This is a genomic window from Nostocoides vanveenii, assembly GCF_039531165.1.
Taxonomy (GTDB): Bacteria; Actinomycetota; Actinomycetes; order Actinomycetales; family Dermatophilaceae; genus Nostocoides_A; species Nostocoides_A vanveenii.
This window is the reverse complement of sequence record NZ_BAAAPN010000047.1, coordinates 121,530-138,316: the sequence shown is the minus strand read 5'-3', so window position 1 is coordinate 138,316 and position 16,787 is coordinate 121,530. Positions and strand designations below refer to the sequence as shown.

Here is a 16,787-nt window from a genome sequence, read left to right as displayed (position 1 = left end):
GCCCGGTGACAACACCCCCCGGATCATCGACGACAGGGGCAGTAAGTCATGCCGGACTCAGCGACCGAGATCCTCAGGTCGAGGACCCATCACGAAGGTAACGGGCATACAACTGTCTCATCTGGGTCAGGCCGAGGTCGTCGACCTGCACGCCCCAGGAGAAGTAGTCGTCGGCGAGGTGCGCCGGGTCGGCAAGGAAAGGCGACGACCTTGGATCGGGCAACCGGTCCCCCAGGCCCCCGGCGCCCCCGGCCTGGCCGCTGTCGCGAATCAGTTGCATGGTCGAGTAGTCCGCTCCGCGATCGATTGCCTCATCGACGCTGGCCGTCCGGGGTGCCCCACCGACGCGCGGCAGCACGTGCTCCCCCACCAACTCGAAGACCGTGCGGACTTCCGGATGCAACCAGTCACTGCTGCGATGCCATGTCGAATTGTCATTGGGCACGACACGTTCCGACTTCGCCCGGTCAAAGTAGACATTGCCCATCACGCCATGCCGCCCCGGTCCGACGCCGGTGAGGATCGAGGTGTGATTGGTCAAGGTGATGCTTGGGAACTGGGCGACCGCCCCACCTCGCAGGGCGCGGCCCCCAGCGATGAGCCGGGCCACGGCGGGCAACTCCCCGCACGCGGCGAGGTCGAGCAGATCGCCACAGTGCGCGCCGTCCCACAGGATGCCGACGACGGGGCCGGGCGGACCGTCGACCAGGTGCTCGCGCAACACCCGGCCGTCGAGCGGGGCGCCCGCACCGTCACACAGCGCCGCCTCAGGCACACCCGCGAGCCAGGCCAGCGTGGGGCCGACGTCGATCAGCCTGGCGTGGCCATCGACATAGCCGCCGCGCCGGGCACGCGCCCCGGCGATGATCAATGGCGCTCGCGACTGGATGATGTCAAGCGAGCCGTGCTCCCCGATATGCCCGCCCACCTCAGGGAAGAAGTGGCGCGGTGAATGCACGATCGCCAGGTCCGGGCTGCGGTCGGGCTCGGCGAAGAAGGACAAAAGTCGTTCTGCGGCATACGGATAGGCGTTGTCGATGGACTGTGACGGCGAGGGGTCAGCCAGCTCCGCGGCATACGGGAGGAAGGCCATCGGGTCCTCGCTGGCAATCGGATCGATTCCGGAAACGACCGTATGGCGTCCACCCGGCTCCAGCCGCACCCGCCCCAGGTGGTTGGCAGCGAACGCGTAGCGATCGCCGGCCTCGTCGGTGGCTGCCCACACGACGAGGTCGACGATCGCGGCGAGATCGGGCGTCGTCAGCGCGGCCACGACTCGCTCATGGTCGGGATGCAGATGCGGCACGGCGCGAGACTACGCCGCTGCCTTGACACCCCACGAAGGATCGGCGCTACCGGAGTGAAGACCTTCGCGGGGATGCCCTAGGCGGCGTAGGAGTCCTTGCGGGGGCGACCACGGGGCCGCTTGCGAGCCACGACGACACCGTCGACGAAGAACTGACCACCCCAGACCCCAGCCGCTTCCCGCCGATCGAGGGCGCCGCTGAGGCAGGCTTCGATCATCGGGCAGCTGACGCATAGCGCCTTCGCGAACTCGACGCCCTCGGGCGTGTCTGCGAACCACAGTTCGGGGTCATTGGACTGGCACGGGATCTCCCCGGTCTCCAGCGTGGCGCGCACGCCGTGGTCCAGCAGCGCAGTGAGCTGCATGGGGTCTTCACCTCCTTGGTCGGCCGCCGTCGTGGGCGGTCTGGTGTCGTGCCGGGTTGTGGCACTGTGGATTCAGTTGTGCGGCAAGGGATTCGGTCCGGGAATGACAAAGGCCGCGGATCCTGTTGGGATCCGCGGCCTGGATGTCGGTCGCTCATGACGCTGATGCGTCACGGGCTCCATCCAGGCGGAGATCCCCAGCCATCCTCGGTGAGGTCGACACCGGCAAAACCGGCAGCGGCGCTCAGCACCTGGGCAGCAGCGTGCGTCGGGTAGGCAGCGGACAGGGACGCCGGAACGACGCTGGTGATCATCGTGATTGTGCTCATGCTTGCTGCGCTCCTTTCGCGGTGTGCTGGCCGGTGACGCCGGTCGGCGTCCCAGGCAGAATAATCCCTCGCGCCGGGCGCTGTCATGCGAATAAACGCCCCAAATGCGCGCGATCGCTATTTGGCGTTGGCTGCAGCGGTTTCGGCGGCCACTTCCGCCGGGTCGCCGCCACCGAGAACGGCCAGCACGGACGGCCCATAGAGCGTCAATTTTCGTTGTCCCACACCGGCAATCCGCACCAAACCCGCATCATCACTCGGCGTCGCCTCGGCGATCGCCGTCAGCGTCGCATCGGTGAACACGACGTATGCCGGCACGCTCGCCGCCTTCGCGACCGCCGCACGCCACGCCCTGAGCGCCGCAAAGGTCGTCTCGTCATAGGTCGCGGGGCAGTTCCCGCAGCGCCCAGTCGTGCGTTCGACGGCCGCCGTCAAGGCGTCGCCGCACGTGCGGCACGTCGCGATCTTCTTCTCCTTGGGTTTGCCGGCCGGTCGCCCCCGCACGCCGGCGGTGGCCGATGTGCCCGTACCCGCCAGGAGCCCGTCGAGGAAACGCGAGGGGCGCCGCGATGAGCGGCTGCCGGCCACACGCGCTTGTGCCCAGGTCAGGTGCAGGTCTCGGCGGGCGCGGGTGACGCCGACATAGAGCAGGCGCCGTTCCTCATCGATCTCGGCCCCGGTCTCAGCCATCGTGATCGGCAGGAGACCATCGCTGACCCCGGCGAGGATCACGACATCCCACTCCAGACCCTTGGCTGCGTGCAGCGATGCCAGGGTGACTCCTTCAACGGCCGGGGCGTGCTGGGCGGCAGCGCGCTCGTCGATTTCGTGAACGAACTCGGCCATCCGGGCGGCGGGGCTGACCCCGACGACCTGGTCGGCCAGGACGGCGAGGGCATCCAGGGACTCCCAGCGCGAGCGCGCGGCCCCGCCGACCGGCACCGTGCGACTCCAGCCGGCCCCGGTCAGCACGCTGCGGACCAGCTCGGGCAGCGGTGTCTCCCCATCGTCGGAGCGAACCGCGCCGCGCAGGAGAACGGTCGCCTCCTTGACCTCGCTGCGTTGGAAGAAGCGTTCGCCACCTCGGACGAGATAGGGAATCCCTTTGTGCGACAACGCCGATTCGAAGGCCTCGCTCTGACCATTGGTGCGGAAGAGGATGGCGACTTGACTCGCCGGCATGCCGGCGGCCATGGCGTTGAACACGAGGTCGGCAACTCCGGCCGCTTCGGCCGCGTCATCGGCATACGTGCTCAGTCGCGGCGCGGGGCCGGGCTGTTGCTGGGCGATGAGTTCGACGCCACCCCAGCGGCGGGCGCCGCCCGGTGCGCGGGCCAGGCCATTGGCGAGGGTGATGATCTGGGGGGTCGAGCGGTAGTTGCGCACGAGCTCGACAGTGCGGGCGCCGGGGTGCTTGCTGGCGAAGTCGCGCAAATGGCGAGCGGAGGCGCCGGTGAAGGAGTAGATCGTCTGCGCTGGATCGCCGACCACACACAGGTCGTCGCGGCCACCGAGCCAGGTGTCGAGCAGCGCCTGCTGGACGGCGTTGACGTCCTGGTATTCGTCCACAACGAAGTGGCGGTACTGCTCGCGCACGGTCGTCGCGATGTCCGGGCGCGCGTCGAGCATGCCGCGGAGCATGAGCAGGACGTCCTCGAAGTCGATGACCCCGCGTTCGGACTTGACGTCCTCGTAGACGGCGAGGACGCGGGCCATGGCCGTCACGTCCAGGCCGGGGGGGGTGCGACGGGCGCGGGCGGCCGCGGCCGCATAAGCGTCGGGTGTGACAAGCGAGACCTTGGCCCACTCGATCTCGCCGGCGAGATCGCGCATCCCCGTGCGGTCGAACCGGAGCTGGAGGCGGCCGCACGCCTCTGCGACCGCGGCCGCCTTGGCGGGCATGATCTCGGGCGCCGCGCCGCCGACAGTCTTGGGCCAGAAGTAGTGGAGCTGGCGCAGGGCAGCGGCATGAAAGGTGCGCGCCTGGACGCCCGCGACGCCGAGTTCGCGCAAGCGGGTGCGCATCTCGCCTGCGGCCCGCGCGGTGAAGGTGAGCGCCAGCACCCGCTGCGGCTGCAGCGCACCCGACCGGACGCCATACGCGATCCGGTGGGTGATCGCCCGCGTCTTGCCGGTCCCCGCACCCGCGACCACCCGCATCGCGCCCAGCGGCGCGCTCGCCACCTCGCGCTGCTCGGGGTCGAGCGCTGCCAGGATCGCGTCGGCGTCGGGCAGGGTGGTCACCCCCAGGAAGGTACGTGGCCGCGCCGACGTTGTCACAATGGCATCCACACCATTTGTTGCGAGCAAGGAGCTCCCGTATGTCCGTGTCCGTGCCCCAAGCCGGCAGCGTCACCATGTTCTCCACGACCTGGTGCGGCTACTGCCGACGCCTGAAGTCGCAGATGGACCGCGAGGGCATCGCCTACACCGAGGTCAACATCGAGGAGGACCCCGCGCTCGCGGACTTCGTCATGTCGGTGAACAACGGCAACCAGACGGTGCCCACCTTGCTCTTCCCCGATGGCTCGACCGCCACGAACCCCAGCCTGATCGAGGTCAAGAAGCGCCTCGCCTGAGTCCGCCCCCTCCCACGTCGGGCGGTTCGACCGTTGGGGGGCAATCAGCCGCGCGCCAGCCAGTGCTGAATGAGGCGGCGTGAGATCGAGACCGAGGTGCCGCCGCCCCAGGCGCCTTCGTCGACCGTGCGGCGATAGTCGGCGCGGGTGAACCACGCGGCCTCGGCGATCTCGGTCGGGTCCAGGACCAGTGTCGGGTCGTCGGTGCGTGCCTCGAATCCGAGCATGAGTGAGGCCGGGAAGGGCCACGGCTGGTCGCCGAGGTAGATGACATCGCGCACCCGCACGCCGACCTCCTCGAAGACCTCCCGGGCCACCGTCATGGCCAGGGATTCGCCCGGCTCGACGAATCCGGCCAGCACCGAGAGTCGTCCCTCGGGCCAGGCCGGGTTCCGGGCGAGCAGCAGCCGGTCTTCGGGATCGGTGACGGCCACGATGATGGCCGGGTCGGTGCGCGGAAAGTGTTCGCTGCCGTCCTGGGGGCAGCGGCGGGTCCAACCGCTGTTGGCCGGCTCGGTTGGTGCCCCGCAACGCGGGCAGTGCCGATGCGTCGCGTGCCAGTTGCCGAGCGCTGTCGCCGTCGTGAGGGCTTCCGCGTCGGCCGGGTCGAGGTCGGCGCCGCACTCACGCAACCCCACCCAGCCGGCGCCAGCTTTATCGCGCGGCAGCAGCAGCGCGACGCGGGCGGCGCCGTCCGCGACGCCGAGAAAGACCTGCCCGTATGCCGTGTCCCCGGCCTCCGGAGCGCGCCACCCGAGCGCGGGCGGGCTGGCGTGCCCTCGTTCGGATGCGTCGGCGGTGGGGCCGGGTTCCGAGGGGGCAAGGCCCGCGAACAGCGACTCGGCGGGCGCTGACAGGGCAGGGCCCGCGAACAGCGACTCGGCGGGCGCCAACGGCGCGGCGCCGGCGGCCACGGGCAGGACGCGGGTCGTGGGGTCGGCCAGGAGCCGCGCGATCAGGTCCGGGTCCCGGCGGCGCTCGGCCTGCCGGTCCAGCCCGCCGTGCGCGAGCGGGATTGTGCGCAGCGGATCGGGGGCGTCGGGCACTGGCCCATCCTCGCGCATCTCGGCATTCCCAGGGCGACCCCTGGTCGAGTGGTGGTGACACGCCGACGGTGAGGATCGGCATACGGCGTGTCGCCACCACTCGACTGCGATGAGCTGGACGCGCTCGACTTCGCTACTGGATGCGCAGGGTGTCGGGCGGCAATCGAAGGTCGGCGGCTATCCGGCGGAGCAGATCGATCCGGCGCGGTCGGGTGTAGACGTCCGCAGCGAAGATCTCGTGCACTCTCCATCCGTAATCCTCGGCAAGTCGTCTCTTCGCGGCATCCTGGCTCCGTGCTCGCAGGTTTGCATGCGGCTGACCTTGATATTCGGCGACAACGCGCTGGCCACGCCAAACCAGGTCGCATTCCATCAGCCACTGGCCCGTCTCATCTCTGAGCACGCCATTGACCTCTGGCTCGGGAAACAGGGAGTGAACGAACATCAGCCGGGACCGGCTCTCCATCGGCGATCGGACTCCCGGCCGCACCAAACCCAGGGCAGCGCGCAAGTCGACGGCACGGCGCGGCCGGACTCGCCGACCCAGCGCGCCGCCCAACTCCGCCCGGATCAAGGCGACGGTGGCGAGGCGCAATCGGGCCGCGATTTCGTCACCGAGGACCACAAGATCGTCCACGCTCAGCGCCGCCTGGCCCCGAAGCTCGCCCAGGTCGACCCAGGTGTCGGCGACGCAGACCACGGGCATGCCGTCGACGGTGGTCGTACGGCGCCGGTCAAGTCCGCGGTGGCCGCGGACGCCGGCTCGGGTAAGGCGCGGCGACGCTGACGGGCGAATCACATCCAACACGGAACCCTCGACGTGGGCACCAACACTGGAGACCGGGCCGGGCAAGGGCAACTCCAGGAGGCGGGCAGCCGTCATGTGGCTGTAGGCGAAAGGACGCGGCAGAACCAGGGCGAAGGCCGCAGCCTGCTCCGCCAGGGTGGCGGTTGCCCCGCGTCTGCGCACGCCGCGGGTCACCCGGTCAAAGTTTGACGAGCGCCACTGGGTCGGCGTCAATCCACGGTCGCGGGCCTGCGCCAGCGAGAGCACGGACGGGAGGGGTTCGGCCATGGCTGCCACCATGCCGCGGCTCGCAAACCGGCGCAGCCTGTCCGCTGGAGCCTGTGCATCATGCCGATTCGCCTGCCGGCGCTGTGGACGCTTAGGTCGAGTGGTGGCGACACGCCGGCGGCGAGGCTCGGCATACGGCGCGTCGCCACCACTCGACCTAGCGAGCGGCGGCTGCACCCGGTCAGGCGTAGGTGCGGAAGCCTCGCTTGGTCTTGCGGCCGAGATAACCCGCTTGCACCAGTTGCTCCAGCAACGGCGCGGGGGCGAAGCCCGGCTCGCGGAACTCCAGGTAAAGCTCGCGCTGGATCGCCAGCGAGACATCGAGGCCGACGACGTCGAGCAGTTCGAAGGGACCCATCGGCAGGCCACAGCCAGTCTTCATCGCGGTGTCGATGTCGTCAGCGCTCGCGTAATGCGCCTCCAGCATCTTGATCGCGTCGTTGAGATAGGGGAAGAGCAGCGCGTTGACGATGAAGCCCGAGCGGTCGCCGCATTGCACCGGGTGCTTGCCGACGGCCCGCGTGAGCGCGACGACGCTCGCCGTCACGTCCGGCGCGGTCGCGACGGTGTGCACCACTTCGACGAGCTTCATCACTTGGGCGGGATTGAAGAAGTGCATGCCGATGACGTCGGCGGGACGTTCGGTGACAGCGGCGAGGTCGATGATCGGCAGCGACGAGGTCGTGGTCGCGAGGATGGCCCCGGCCTTGCACACCCGGTCCAGGTCGCGGAAGAGGTCCTGCTTGATCGCCAGGTCCTCGGCGATGGCTTCGACGACGATGTCGACATCGGCGAGCGCGTCGCGCGACGTCGACCCGCTCAACCGGCCGAGCAGCGCCTCGGCGTCCTCGGCCGTCATCCGGCCCTTGTCGATCGCGCGGGCGTTGTTCTTCTCGATTTGCGCTCGCACCCCCGCGACCTTGTCCTCGCCGCGAGCGACATAGATGACGTCATAGCCGGCCTTGGCGAAGACTTCGACGATCCCGCCGGCCATTGTCCCCGAACCGACGACGCCGACCTTAGCGATCGGACGTAGGCCCGCCGCGTCTGCCGCGTCGGCGGCTGGGGTCGCGGAGTCCGCGACGACCTGCGAACTCGACGGGCCGGCATACGTATAGAAGCCGTGGCCGCTCTTGCGGCCCGTCAGGCCGGCGCTGACCATCTGTTTGATGATCGGGCTCGGGGCGTGCAGGCGATCGCGGCCCTGCTTGTACATCGTGTCCAGGATCTCGTATGCCGTGTCCAGGCCGATCAGGTCCAGCAGCGCGAGCGGCCCCATCGGGTAGCCGCAACCGAAACGCATTGCGGCGTCGAGATCTTCGCGGGTTGCGTACTTGCTCTCGAACATCGAGACGGCGTGGTTGAGATAGCCGAAGAGCAGGGCGTTGGCGATGAAGCCGGCACGGTCGCCGACAACCACGGGCTTCTTGCCGAGCCGCTCCGCGAGCGCCTTGATGTCCTCGAAGACGTCGTCCGCGGTGATCACCGTCTTGATGACCTCGACGAATTGCAGCACGGGTGCCGGGTTGAAGAAGTGCATGCCGACCACGCGCTTGGGGTCGGCCGTCGCGACCGCGATCTCGGTGACGGGGAGCGAGGAGGTGTTGGTCGCGAGAATGGCGTCCGACCCGACGATGCCGTCCAGCGTGCTGAGGATCCGCTTCTTCAAGTCGAGATGCTCGGGCACGGCCTCGACGACGAGCTGGCAGTCGGCGCAGTCGGCGAGGTCGGTGGTGAAGGTCACATGCCCCCGCAGGGTGTCGGCGTCGTCCTGCGCCATCTTGCCGCGGCTGACGGCCCGGTCCAGGCTGGCCGTGAGGAAGCCCTTGCCCCGCTCGAGTGCCCGCTCGTCGACCTCGACCGCCAGGACGTCAATTGCGTTGCGGGCGAACACTTCCACAATCCCCGCACCCATGGTTCCGAGACCGACCACACCGACTTTGGTGAATTCACGCGACATATCTCGAGTCTTCCATTGCCCGTATGCCGCTTCCACGCCTCCCGGCGTGATCCCCCCCACCCCGGCGCGTGGCCGGCTCATGGCCGCTCGACAGGCCTCCGACTGCATCTCCCCCGCCTAGGCGCTGAGCCCCCGCCCCGCACGGGTCGCTGCCAGCTTCACGAAGGCACGGGCCGGCACGCCCCCTGCAACGTGCCGGCCCGACACCCGTCCCCCGGTCTTGCGTCGCCCCAGGCTCTCCCAACTTCGCGCCGACCCTGGCCGCCGATCAAGGCGCGGCCCCAGACTTCAACTGCCGAGCGAAGCGCTGGCAGCTGACCGGGAAACCGCGAGCGAAGCGAGCTTGGTTTCCCGGAACAGATCAAGCAGGACCGAGCGAAGCGAGGTACCTAGCCGTCCGGGGGTATCCGGGGGCGGAGCCCCCGGAGGGCGAGCGAAGCTCGCTTGGTTTCCCGGAACAGACAGAGAGCGCGGGCGCAGCCCGCTCTCTGCCTTCCCGGGGGCTATTTGACTTCGCGGGTAAGCACGCGCCAGGCGCCGATGGCCATCGGGATGCCGATCCAGACCAGGCTGGATGTTCCGAGCTGAGCCCAGTTCTCGCCCGACATGGTGCCGGAGAAGAGCGGCTCGACGGTGCGGTTGAGGTCGAGCCAGGCACCGGCGGTGTCCAGCCTGGCGCTGATGCTGGACGCGATCGACCAGATCGTCGGCAGCAGGATCGAGGCCACGATCGCCAGGGGCGTGATCAGCAGGGCAAACCCGAAGGCCAGGCCCTGGATGACATAGATGGTCATCCCGACGAGGATCCCGATCACCGACTGCCAGGTCATCGACCAGTCCGCGGGCACGTCGCGCACCGTGATCGCAATGAGGGTGGCCAGCGCCGCGGCAGCAAAGGCGGCCGCGATGACCACCAGGCCGAGGATGATGCCGGCGAGATTCTTCGCCAGGAGAACGCGGACTCGCCGCGGCTCCAGGGTGAAGGTCACCAGCCCGGTGCGCTGGGACCACTCCGCCGTGGCCGCCATGATCCCGACGATGGGCAGCAGCACGATGAGCGGGAAGGTGGTCAGCGCCACGAAGGAGGAGAAGTTCAGGCTCTCCCGGTCGCCCCAGATCAGATTGACGAGCACGACGAGCAGGGACACGGCCGACATCACGATGAGCATCCAGCGGCCCGCTCGGGTGTCGACCATCTTGCGCAGTTCGACGCGGACCAGCCGGGCGAACGGGATGCCTGGCGTCTGCTCGATCGCGGTGCGCTTGTGGGTCAGGTGGGAGGTGGTCGGGTCGAGGACGGCAGTCATGTCAGATCCTTGGTTGTCATGGCAGCGCCGAGGCGGCGCAGAGGATGGGTGGGGCGGGGGGCCGGCATACGGCAGGAGCACGCGAAAGGGACGGGATTCACGCCGCGTCCTTCGCGGCGGCGGGGCCGGAGTCGCGCGCATCGGCGGCGGTGAGCGCGAGGAACATCTCCTCCAGACCCTCCGCACCCGAGGTCCGCAGCTCGGTCAGCACCACGCCGGCCTCCAGCGCCGCGCGGCCCACGGTCTCGGCATCGGTCTTTGCGACCACGCCGGTGCGATCGCCGGTGACCTCGACCCCCCGCGCCTGCAGGGCCGCGGCGAGGACGGCATTGTCGACGGAGTTGGCCCGGGTGCCCGCGGCTCCGAGCAGGTCGGCCTTCGACCCCTGGGCGACGATCCGACCACGCCCGATCATCACCAGGTCGTCGGCGATGATCTGCACCTCGTGCAGCAGGTGGCTCGACAGCAGGACGGTGCCGCCCTGGTCGGCATAGGCGCGCAGGAGCTGGCGCATCCAGTGAATCCCTTGCGGGTCAAGGCCGTTCGCCGGCTCGTCGAGCACAAGCACCTGCGGGTCGCCCATCAGCGCGCCGGCCAGGCCGAGGCGCTGGCGCATGCCGAGGGAGTAGTTGCGCACCCGCCGCTTGCTCTCCTCGTCGGTCAAGCCGACGAGTTGCAATGCGCCCTCGACGCGTGCCTTGGGCACCCCGATCTGCATCCCGATCAGGTGCAGCACCTCGCGCCCGGTGCGGCCGGGATGCTGGGCCGTGGCGTCGATCATGACGCCCACGTGGCGCGCTGGATTGGGCAGGCTGGCATACGGGTGCCCGAGGATCGTCGAGCGGCCGCTGGTCGGCGGGGTCAGTCCGGTCATCATCCGCATGGCCGTTGACTTGCCGGCGCCGTTCGGGCCGAGGAATCCGGTGACCGATCCCGGGCGGGCTTCGAAGGTGATGGCGTCGACGGCGGTGAAGGTGCCGTAGCGCTTGGTGAGGTTCTCGACAGCGATCATGCATCCAGATTCCGCCGGCTGATGCGGGTGCCACATCAGCACTTCGACTCATTCGTGCTACGACTTTGGTCTATCGCGCCGGCCAACTGATCGACTCGGGGTGGCCCCGCACACCCCGCGAACCCGCCTAACGTTGGCGTATGACGATCCCCCGCGACCCCCCGAACCCGCCCCTCGGGCGCTGGGGCAAAACGTGGCGGGTCGCCTTCGTGGTCATCGTGGGCTTCCTGGCCTGGGTCACCGTGCGGTCGACCCTGCCCGACGACATCTCGCCGGCGCTTCGCCTCTGGGCGATGCTCGGTGACCTGCTCGCCGGCATCGCGGCGGGGGTGCTGACGATTTGGCGGCGGCGCTGGCCGCTGCGGATCGCGCTGATCGTGACGCTGGCGGGAGCCTTGTCGACGTCCGCGGGCGGCGCCGTAATCCTCGTGCTCGCCTCGGTCGCGGCCCGCCGGCGCTGGCGTGAGCTGGCCTGGCTGATCCCGCTCAATATCGCCACCGGGGTGGTCACCGAGCGCATCTACCCCTCGTTGGACGAGAACCGCCTGAACCTGATCCTCACGCTGATCATGATCACCCTGCTGGTTGCCGCCGTGACCGCCATCGGGTATGCCGTCGGCGGGCGCCGCGAGCTGGAGCGCGAGCGCGTGGAGTCCGCGCAGCGCGATCAGGAACGCCGGGTCGCGCAGGCTGCTGCCGCCGAACGGACGCGGATCGCTCGGGAGATGCATGACGTTCTCGCCCACCGGATTTCGCTCGTCGCCATGCACGCAGGCGCACTGAACTATCGCAAGGACCTCACGCCCGAGCAGATGTCGCAGGCCCTGACGACCATCGAGACCAATGCCCATCAGGCCCTCGCCGATCTTCGAGAAGTCCTCGGCGTCCTGCGCGACGAGCGCGCGGACGCCGGTGCCCCCGAGCCTCCACAGCCCGATATTCGCGACGTCCCGCACCTGATCGCCGAGGCCGAGGGACTCGGCACCCGGATCACGTATGCCGATTCCACCGTCGGCGACGTGCCTCCCGTCCTGGGCCGAACGGCATACCGCGTGGTGCAGGAGGCGCTCACCAATGCGCGCAAGCACGCGCCCGGCACGGCGGTGCGGGTCTCGGTCAGCGGCGCGTCACCGGGCGGCCTGCAGATCGAGGTGCGCAATCCCCGCGCGCTGCAGCCGCTGGATCATGCCCTGCCCCGGTCTGGGCTGGGGCTGCTCGGGTTGCGGGAGCGGGTTGCGCTCGCGGGCGGCCTGCTGCGTCACGGCACCGAACCCGATGGCGGCTATCTCGTCTCGGCCTGGCTGCCGTGGCCGGCCGCCGAACCCACTCAAGGAGTATCCCGATGAGCAAGCCCATCCGCGTCGTCCTTGTCGACGATGACCCGATGGTTCGCACGGGACTCGGCCTGATCCTCGGCGGCGACCCGGGCATCGCCATCGTCGCCGAAGCGCAGGACGGCGAGGACGCCTTGGAGGTCGTCGCGCGGGAGCGTCCGGATGTCGTGCTGATGGACATCCGGATGCCGAGGCGCGACGGACTCAGCGCAACCGAACGCATCCTGGCGGGCCCGAATCCACCCCGGATCCTGGTTCTGACGACCTTCGATGCGGACGAGATGGTGTTGCGCGCCCTGCGCTCCGGCGCCGCGGGATTCCTGCTCAAGGACACCCCGCCGGCAGCTCTGGTCGAGGCCGTGCGGACGGTTGCCGCCGGCCAGCCGATGCTCTCACCGAGCGTCACGGCCACCCTGATCGCGGCCGTAGCGACGCCGGACGAGCCGCCGGACACCGCGCGGGCGGACGCCCAGCGAAAGTTGGGATTGCTCACCGATCGGGAGTTGGAGGTTGCCCAGGCCATCGGGCGAGGGCGCTCGAACACCGAGATCGCGAGCGAGTTGTTCATGAGCGTGGCCACAGTGAAGGCCCATGTCGGGCGGATCTTCACCAAGCTCGACCTCGACAATCGCGTGCAGATCGCCATCCTGGTCCACGACGCCGACAGGTGAGACGTCGCCTCAAGCGACCGGGGCCAGCACGCCAGCACGCCGGAAATTCCGCCGAGTTTTCGGCGTGTCAGCCCCGGTCGCTTGCTGAGGCTGACGGCCCGATTTCCTGAGCCGGCAGAACGCCGGGCTAAAGTGTCGCCTCGTGCGCGTCGTGATCGCCAAATGCAGCGTGGACTATGACGGGCGGTTGACCGCCCACCTGCCGCTGGCGACCCGGCTGCTCATGGTCAAGGCCGACGGCTCGGTGCTGGTCCACAGCGACGGCGGGTCCTACAAGCCCCTGAACTGGATGTCGCCACCGTGCACGATGGCCGAGGTGGCGCCCGAGGCCGATGAAGCAGACGAGGGCGTTGCCGCGGTCTGGGTGGTGCGGCATACCAAATCGGACGATCGGCTCCGGGTGCGCATCCACGAAGTCATCTCGGACACCGCGCACGATCTCGGCGTCGATCCCGGCCTGGTCAAGGACGGCGTCGAGGCGCACTTGCAGGCGCTGCTGGCGGAGCACATTCATACGCTCGGCGATGGGTACGCGCTGATTCGCCGAGAGTACATGACGGCCATCGGGCCGGTCGACATCCTGTGCCGCGACCAGAGCGGAATCACCGTCGCGGTCGAGATCAAGCGCCGCGGCGAGATCGACGGCGTCGAGCAGCTGACGCGGTATCTGGATCTGATGAATCGCGACCCGCTGCTGGCTCCGGTCACGGGAATCTTTGCGGCGCAACAGATCAAGCCGCAGGCGCGCACCCTCGCCGAAGACCGCGGCATCCGGTGCGTGGTGCTCGACTACGACGCGCTCAAAGGCATCGACACCACCGAACACCGGCTCTTCTGACTTACCCCACGAAGTTCTCCGCTCCTTCCTCGCTGCGATACGTCGCGAGGACCCGGCATATCGCCCCGACTCAGCACACCTTCGGGGACGTCGAGCAGGGTAGACCCTGCTGGAGGTCACCTCGATGCTGCTAGCAGGGTTTAGGAACAGGGGCCGGCGCCACGAAGTTCTGCGCCGGGGCAGCGTCAGACCACGTCTTTGCTCGCCGAGCCGGGCCAGGAGATGACGCGCCAGTCCTCGTCGCCGGCCTCGACCCGGGCCGGCACCGCGTTGGGCACAAACTGCAGGTAGGCCAGGTCGTCACGGACATTGATCGCCAGGCGGGGCACGACGAGCGACATGATGCCGCCGTGCGTGAAGATCAACACCTGCTCGCCCCGATGCTGGTCGGCGATCGTCGCCAACGCCTCTCGGAAGCGCGCAACCACCTCCGCACCCGACTCGCCCCCGGGGATGCGCGCGTCGAGATCGCCGCGGAACCACGCGTCATACACCTCGCGGGTGACCGGGTCGCTCCACGGCTGACCGGCCCGTTCACCGACGCGAATCTCCTCAAGCCCCGCAAGCTCGCGGTGGCGCACCGCGAGTTCACCCGATGCCAACACGCCCGACTCGACGGCCCGCTGCATCGGGCTGCTGTAGACCGCCGCGATCCGGCGATCAGCCAGGTCGTGTGCGCACTCGGTGACCTGGACCTGACCGGTCTCGGTCAACCAGCCACCCTCGTCCGACATCACGTGTGCGTGCGTGTACTCGGCGTCGCCGTGCCGGGCGATATAGAGGGTCGCGGGACAGTGCAAGCTCACCCCGCCAGTATGCCGCCCGGCACTGCCCGCCCGCGCCGAGCCCGCGCACGTGCAGCTAGCCAGCCCGGCAATCCGCGGGGTCGCCTCCATCCGCGACTCAGCACAGATTAGGTGACCTCCAGCAGGTTCTACCCTGCTGGACGTCACCTAAACCCTGCTAGCAGAGGTTAGGTTCGCCGAGCGGATGATCTCCACGAAGCGCGCCATGATCTCGTTCAGGCCGAAGTCCTTGGGGGTGAAGACCGCGGCCACGCCGAGTTCGCGCAGCTTGGCGCCATCGGACTCGGGGATGATGCCGCCCACGACCACCGGAATCTCGCCGGCGTCGGCCGCGCGCAACCCATCGAGGATCTCCGGCACCAACTCCATATGCGAGCCCGACAGGATCGAGATGCCGACCAGGTGCACATCTTCCGACACTGCCGCCGCGACGATCTGGGCCGGCGTTAGGCGAATGCCCTGATAGACCACCTCGAAGCCGGCATCCCGCGCCCGGACCGCGATCTGCTCAGCGCCATTGCTGTGCCCATCCAACCCCGGCTTGGCGACCAGGATGCGCAACTGCTCCCCCAAAGCGCTGCCCAACTCGGCCACCTGCGCCCGCACGGCCTGCAACCCCTCGCCCGCCTCGGCAATGCCCACCGAGCCGGACACCCCCGTCGGGGCGCGGTACTCGCCGAACTCCTCGCGCAAGGCCCCGGCCCACTCTCCCGTGGTCACGTCGGCCCGCGCGCACTCCAGGCTGGCGGCCATCAGATTTACCCCGGATGCCGCGTCGGCGCGCAACCGCGCCAGCGCCGCGATCGCCCGGTCCCGGCGCTCTGGATCGGCATCGCGCTGCTCGCGCCACCGTCGCACGGCCGCCGCGGCGGCGGCCTCGACACCGGGATCGACGCTTTGGATCGCGGTGTCTAGGTCGGCGGTGAGCGGGTTGGGCTCGGTTGTCTCGAATTTGTTGACACCGACGACGATGTCCTCGCCCCGCTCGATCCGCGCTCGCCGATCGGCATGCGAGGCCACCAGCGCCGACTTCAGATACCCGCTCTCGACGGCGGCGACCGCCCCGCCGAGTTCGGCGATGCGCGCCATCTCGGCCTTGGCGCCATCGACCAACTCGGCCACCTTGGCGGCCACCACGGTCGAGCCCTCGAAAAGGTCGCCGTATTCGAGCAGATCCGACTCATAGGCCAGCACCTGCTGGATGCGCAGTGACCACTGCTGATCCCAGGGCCGCGGCAGACCGAGCGCCTCATTCCACGCCGGCAGTTGCACGGCACGTGCCCGGGCGTCCTTGGACAGCGTGACCGCGAGCATCTCCAGCACGATCCGCTGGATGTTGTTCTCCGGCTGGGCCTCGGTCAAGCCAAGCGAGTTGACCTGCACGCCATACCGGAATCGGCGCTGCTTGGGGTCGGCCACGGCATACCGCTCGCGGGTGAGTTCCTCCCACAAGGCGACGAAGGCGCGCATCTTGCACATCTCCTCCACGAAACGCACGCCCGCGTTGACAAAGAAGGAGATCCGGGCGACGACTTCGCCGAACTCCTCGGGCGCCACAACCCGCGATTCGCGCACCGCATCGAGCACCGCGATCGCGGTTGACATGGCAAAGGCGATCTCCTGGACCGGCGTCGCGCCGGCCTCCTGCAGGTGATAGCTGCAGACATTGGTCGGGTTCCACTTCGGGATCTCTCGGACCGTGTAGGTGACAACGTCGGTGAGCAGCCGCATGGACGGCCCGGGCGGGAAGACGTAGGTCCCGCGCGAGAGATACTCCTTGATGATGTCGTTCTGCGTCGTCCCCGACAGTCGGTGCACCGCCGCCGCCGGATCCTCGCCCGCCGCCTCGGCCTGCTCCTCGGCGACGACCTGATACATCGCCAGCAGCCACATGGCCGTGGCGTTGATCGTCATCGAGGTATTCATCTCGACCAGCGGGATTGCGTCGAAGAGCGCCCGCATGTCACCGATGTGGCTGATGGGCACCCCGACCTTGCCCACCTCACCACGCGCGAGCACATGATCGGGGTCGTAGCCGGTCTGCGTGGGCAGGTCGAAGGCAACCGAGAGACCCGTCTGCCCCTTGGCAAGATTGCGCCGGTAGAGCGCATTGCTCGCCGCGGCACTGGAGTGCCCGGCATAGGTGCGCATCACCCAGG

At 68.9% G+C, this 16,787-nt stretch carries 15 protein-coding genes; 4 read left to right on the top strand and 11 right to left on the bottom strand.

Translation table 11 applies throughout. The features are described from left to right. Positions 1 to 73 precede the first annotated feature (73 nt). The 4 genes from ABD209_RS10650 to ABD209_RS10635 form a co-directional block, all read right to left on the bottom strand. Positions 74 to 1,306, bottom strand: a complete 1,233-nt coding sequence (locus ABD209_RS10650) for an alkaline phosphatase family protein (protein WP_344065869.1) — start codon at positions 1,304 to 1,306, stop codon at positions 74 to 76. Between the two features lie 77 nt (positions 1,307 to 1,383). After that, positions 1,384 to 1,671, bottom strand: a complete 288-nt coding sequence (locus tag ABD209_RS10645; protein ID WP_344065866.1) for a WhiB family transcriptional regulator — start codon at positions 1,669 to 1,671, stop codon at positions 1,384 to 1,386. A 170-nt stretch (positions 1,672 to 1,841) separates the two neighbouring features. Continuing rightward, entirely contained in the window at positions 1,842 to 2,000 is a 159-nt protein-coding gene (locus ABD209_RS10640; RefSeq protein WP_344065864.1) for a hypothetical protein, read from the bottom strand. A 117-nt stretch (positions 2,001 to 2,117) separates the two neighbouring features. Next, positions 2,118 to 4,244 (bottom strand): ATP-dependent DNA helicase UvrD2, encoded by a 2,127-nt coding sequence (locus tag ABD209_RS10635; RefSeq protein WP_344065861.1) that lies wholly within the window; start codon positions 4,242 to 4,244, stop codon positions 2,118 to 2,120. A 77-nt stretch (positions 4,245 to 4,321) separates the two neighbouring features. Between ABD209_RS10635 and ABD209_RS10630 the strand changes: the two genes are divergently transcribed. Beyond that, complete coding sequence (locus tag ABD209_RS10630; protein ID WP_344065858.1) at positions 4,322 to 4,579, top strand: mycoredoxin; 258 nt, start codon at positions 4,322 to 4,324, stop codon at positions 4,577 to 4,579. 44 nt (positions 4,580 to 4,623) lie between these two features. On the opposite strand, the gene nudC is transcribed toward ABD209_RS10630, so the two are convergent. The 5 genes from nudC to ABD209_RS10605 form a co-directional block, all read right to left on the bottom strand. Beyond that, on the bottom strand, positions 4,624 to 5,625 hold the full coding sequence (gene nudC / locus ABD209_RS10625; protein WP_344065855.1) for an NAD(+) diphosphatase: 1,002 nt from the start codon (positions 5,623 to 5,625) through the stop codon (positions 4,624 to 4,626). A gap of 133 nt (positions 5,626 to 5,758) precedes the next feature. Then, complete coding sequence (locus ABD209_RS10620; protein ID WP_344065852.1) at positions 5,759 to 6,700, bottom strand: hypothetical protein; 942 nt, start codon at positions 6,698 to 6,700, stop codon at positions 5,759 to 5,761. Between the two features lie 181 nt (positions 6,701 to 6,881). Then, positions 6,882 to 8,741, bottom strand: a complete 1,860-nt coding sequence (locus ABD209_RS10615; protein ID WP_344065849.1) for a 3-hydroxyacyl-CoA dehydrogenase family protein — start codon at positions 8,739 to 8,741, stop codon at positions 6,882 to 6,884. A gap of 422 nt (positions 8,742 to 9,163) precedes the next feature. Further along, positions 9,164 to 9,967: an ABC transporter permease gene (locus ABD209_RS10610; RefSeq protein WP_344065847.1), complete on the bottom strand. Its 804-nt coding sequence runs from the start codon at positions 9,965 to 9,967 to the stop codon at positions 9,164 to 9,166. A 97-nt stretch (positions 9,968 to 10,064) separates the two neighbouring features. After that, complete coding sequence (locus tag ABD209_RS10605; RefSeq protein ID WP_344065845.1) at positions 10,065 to 10,979, bottom strand: ABC transporter ATP-binding protein; 915 nt, start codon at positions 10,977 to 10,979, stop codon at positions 10,065 to 10,067. 140 nt (positions 10,980 to 11,119) lie between these two features. Here ABD209_RS10605 and ABD209_RS10600 point away from each other — a divergent pair, with 140 nt between their 5' ends. The 3 genes from ABD209_RS10600 (at position 11,120) to nucS (ending at position 13,822) form a co-directional block, all read left to right on the top strand. Continuing rightward, on the top strand, positions 11,120 to 12,325 hold the full coding sequence (locus tag ABD209_RS10600; RefSeq protein ID WP_344065843.1) for a sensor histidine kinase: 1,206 nt from the start codon (positions 11,120 to 11,122) through the stop codon (positions 12,323 to 12,325). Beyond that, positions 12,322 to 12,984, top strand: a complete 663-nt coding sequence (locus ABD209_RS10595) for a response regulator (RefSeq protein WP_344065840.1) — start codon at positions 12,322 to 12,324, stop codon at positions 12,982 to 12,984. The genes ABD209_RS10600 and ABD209_RS10595 overlap by 4 nt, the downstream gene beginning before the upstream one ends. A gap of 142 nt (positions 12,985 to 13,126) precedes the next feature. Further along, on the top strand, positions 13,127 to 13,822 hold the full coding sequence (nucS, locus tag ABD209_RS10590; RefSeq protein ID WP_344065837.1) for an endonuclease NucS: 696 nt from the start codon (positions 13,127 to 13,129) through the stop codon (positions 13,820 to 13,822). Between the two features lie 185 nt (positions 13,823 to 14,007). Here nucS and ABD209_RS10585 read toward each other — a convergent pair whose 3' ends face one another. Together ABD209_RS10585 and ABD209_RS10580 are read right to left on the bottom strand one after the other, a co-directional pair. Further along, entirely contained in the window at positions 14,008 to 14,628 is a 621-nt protein-coding gene (locus tag ABD209_RS10585; RefSeq protein ID WP_344065835.1) for a histidine phosphatase family protein, read from the bottom strand. Between the two features lie 147 nt (positions 14,629 to 14,775). Beyond that, entirely contained in the window at positions 14,776 to 16,779 is a 2,004-nt protein-coding gene (locus tag ABD209_RS10580) for a protein meaA (protein WP_344065889.1), read from the bottom strand. Positions 16,780 to 16,787: the final 8 nt, after the last annotated feature.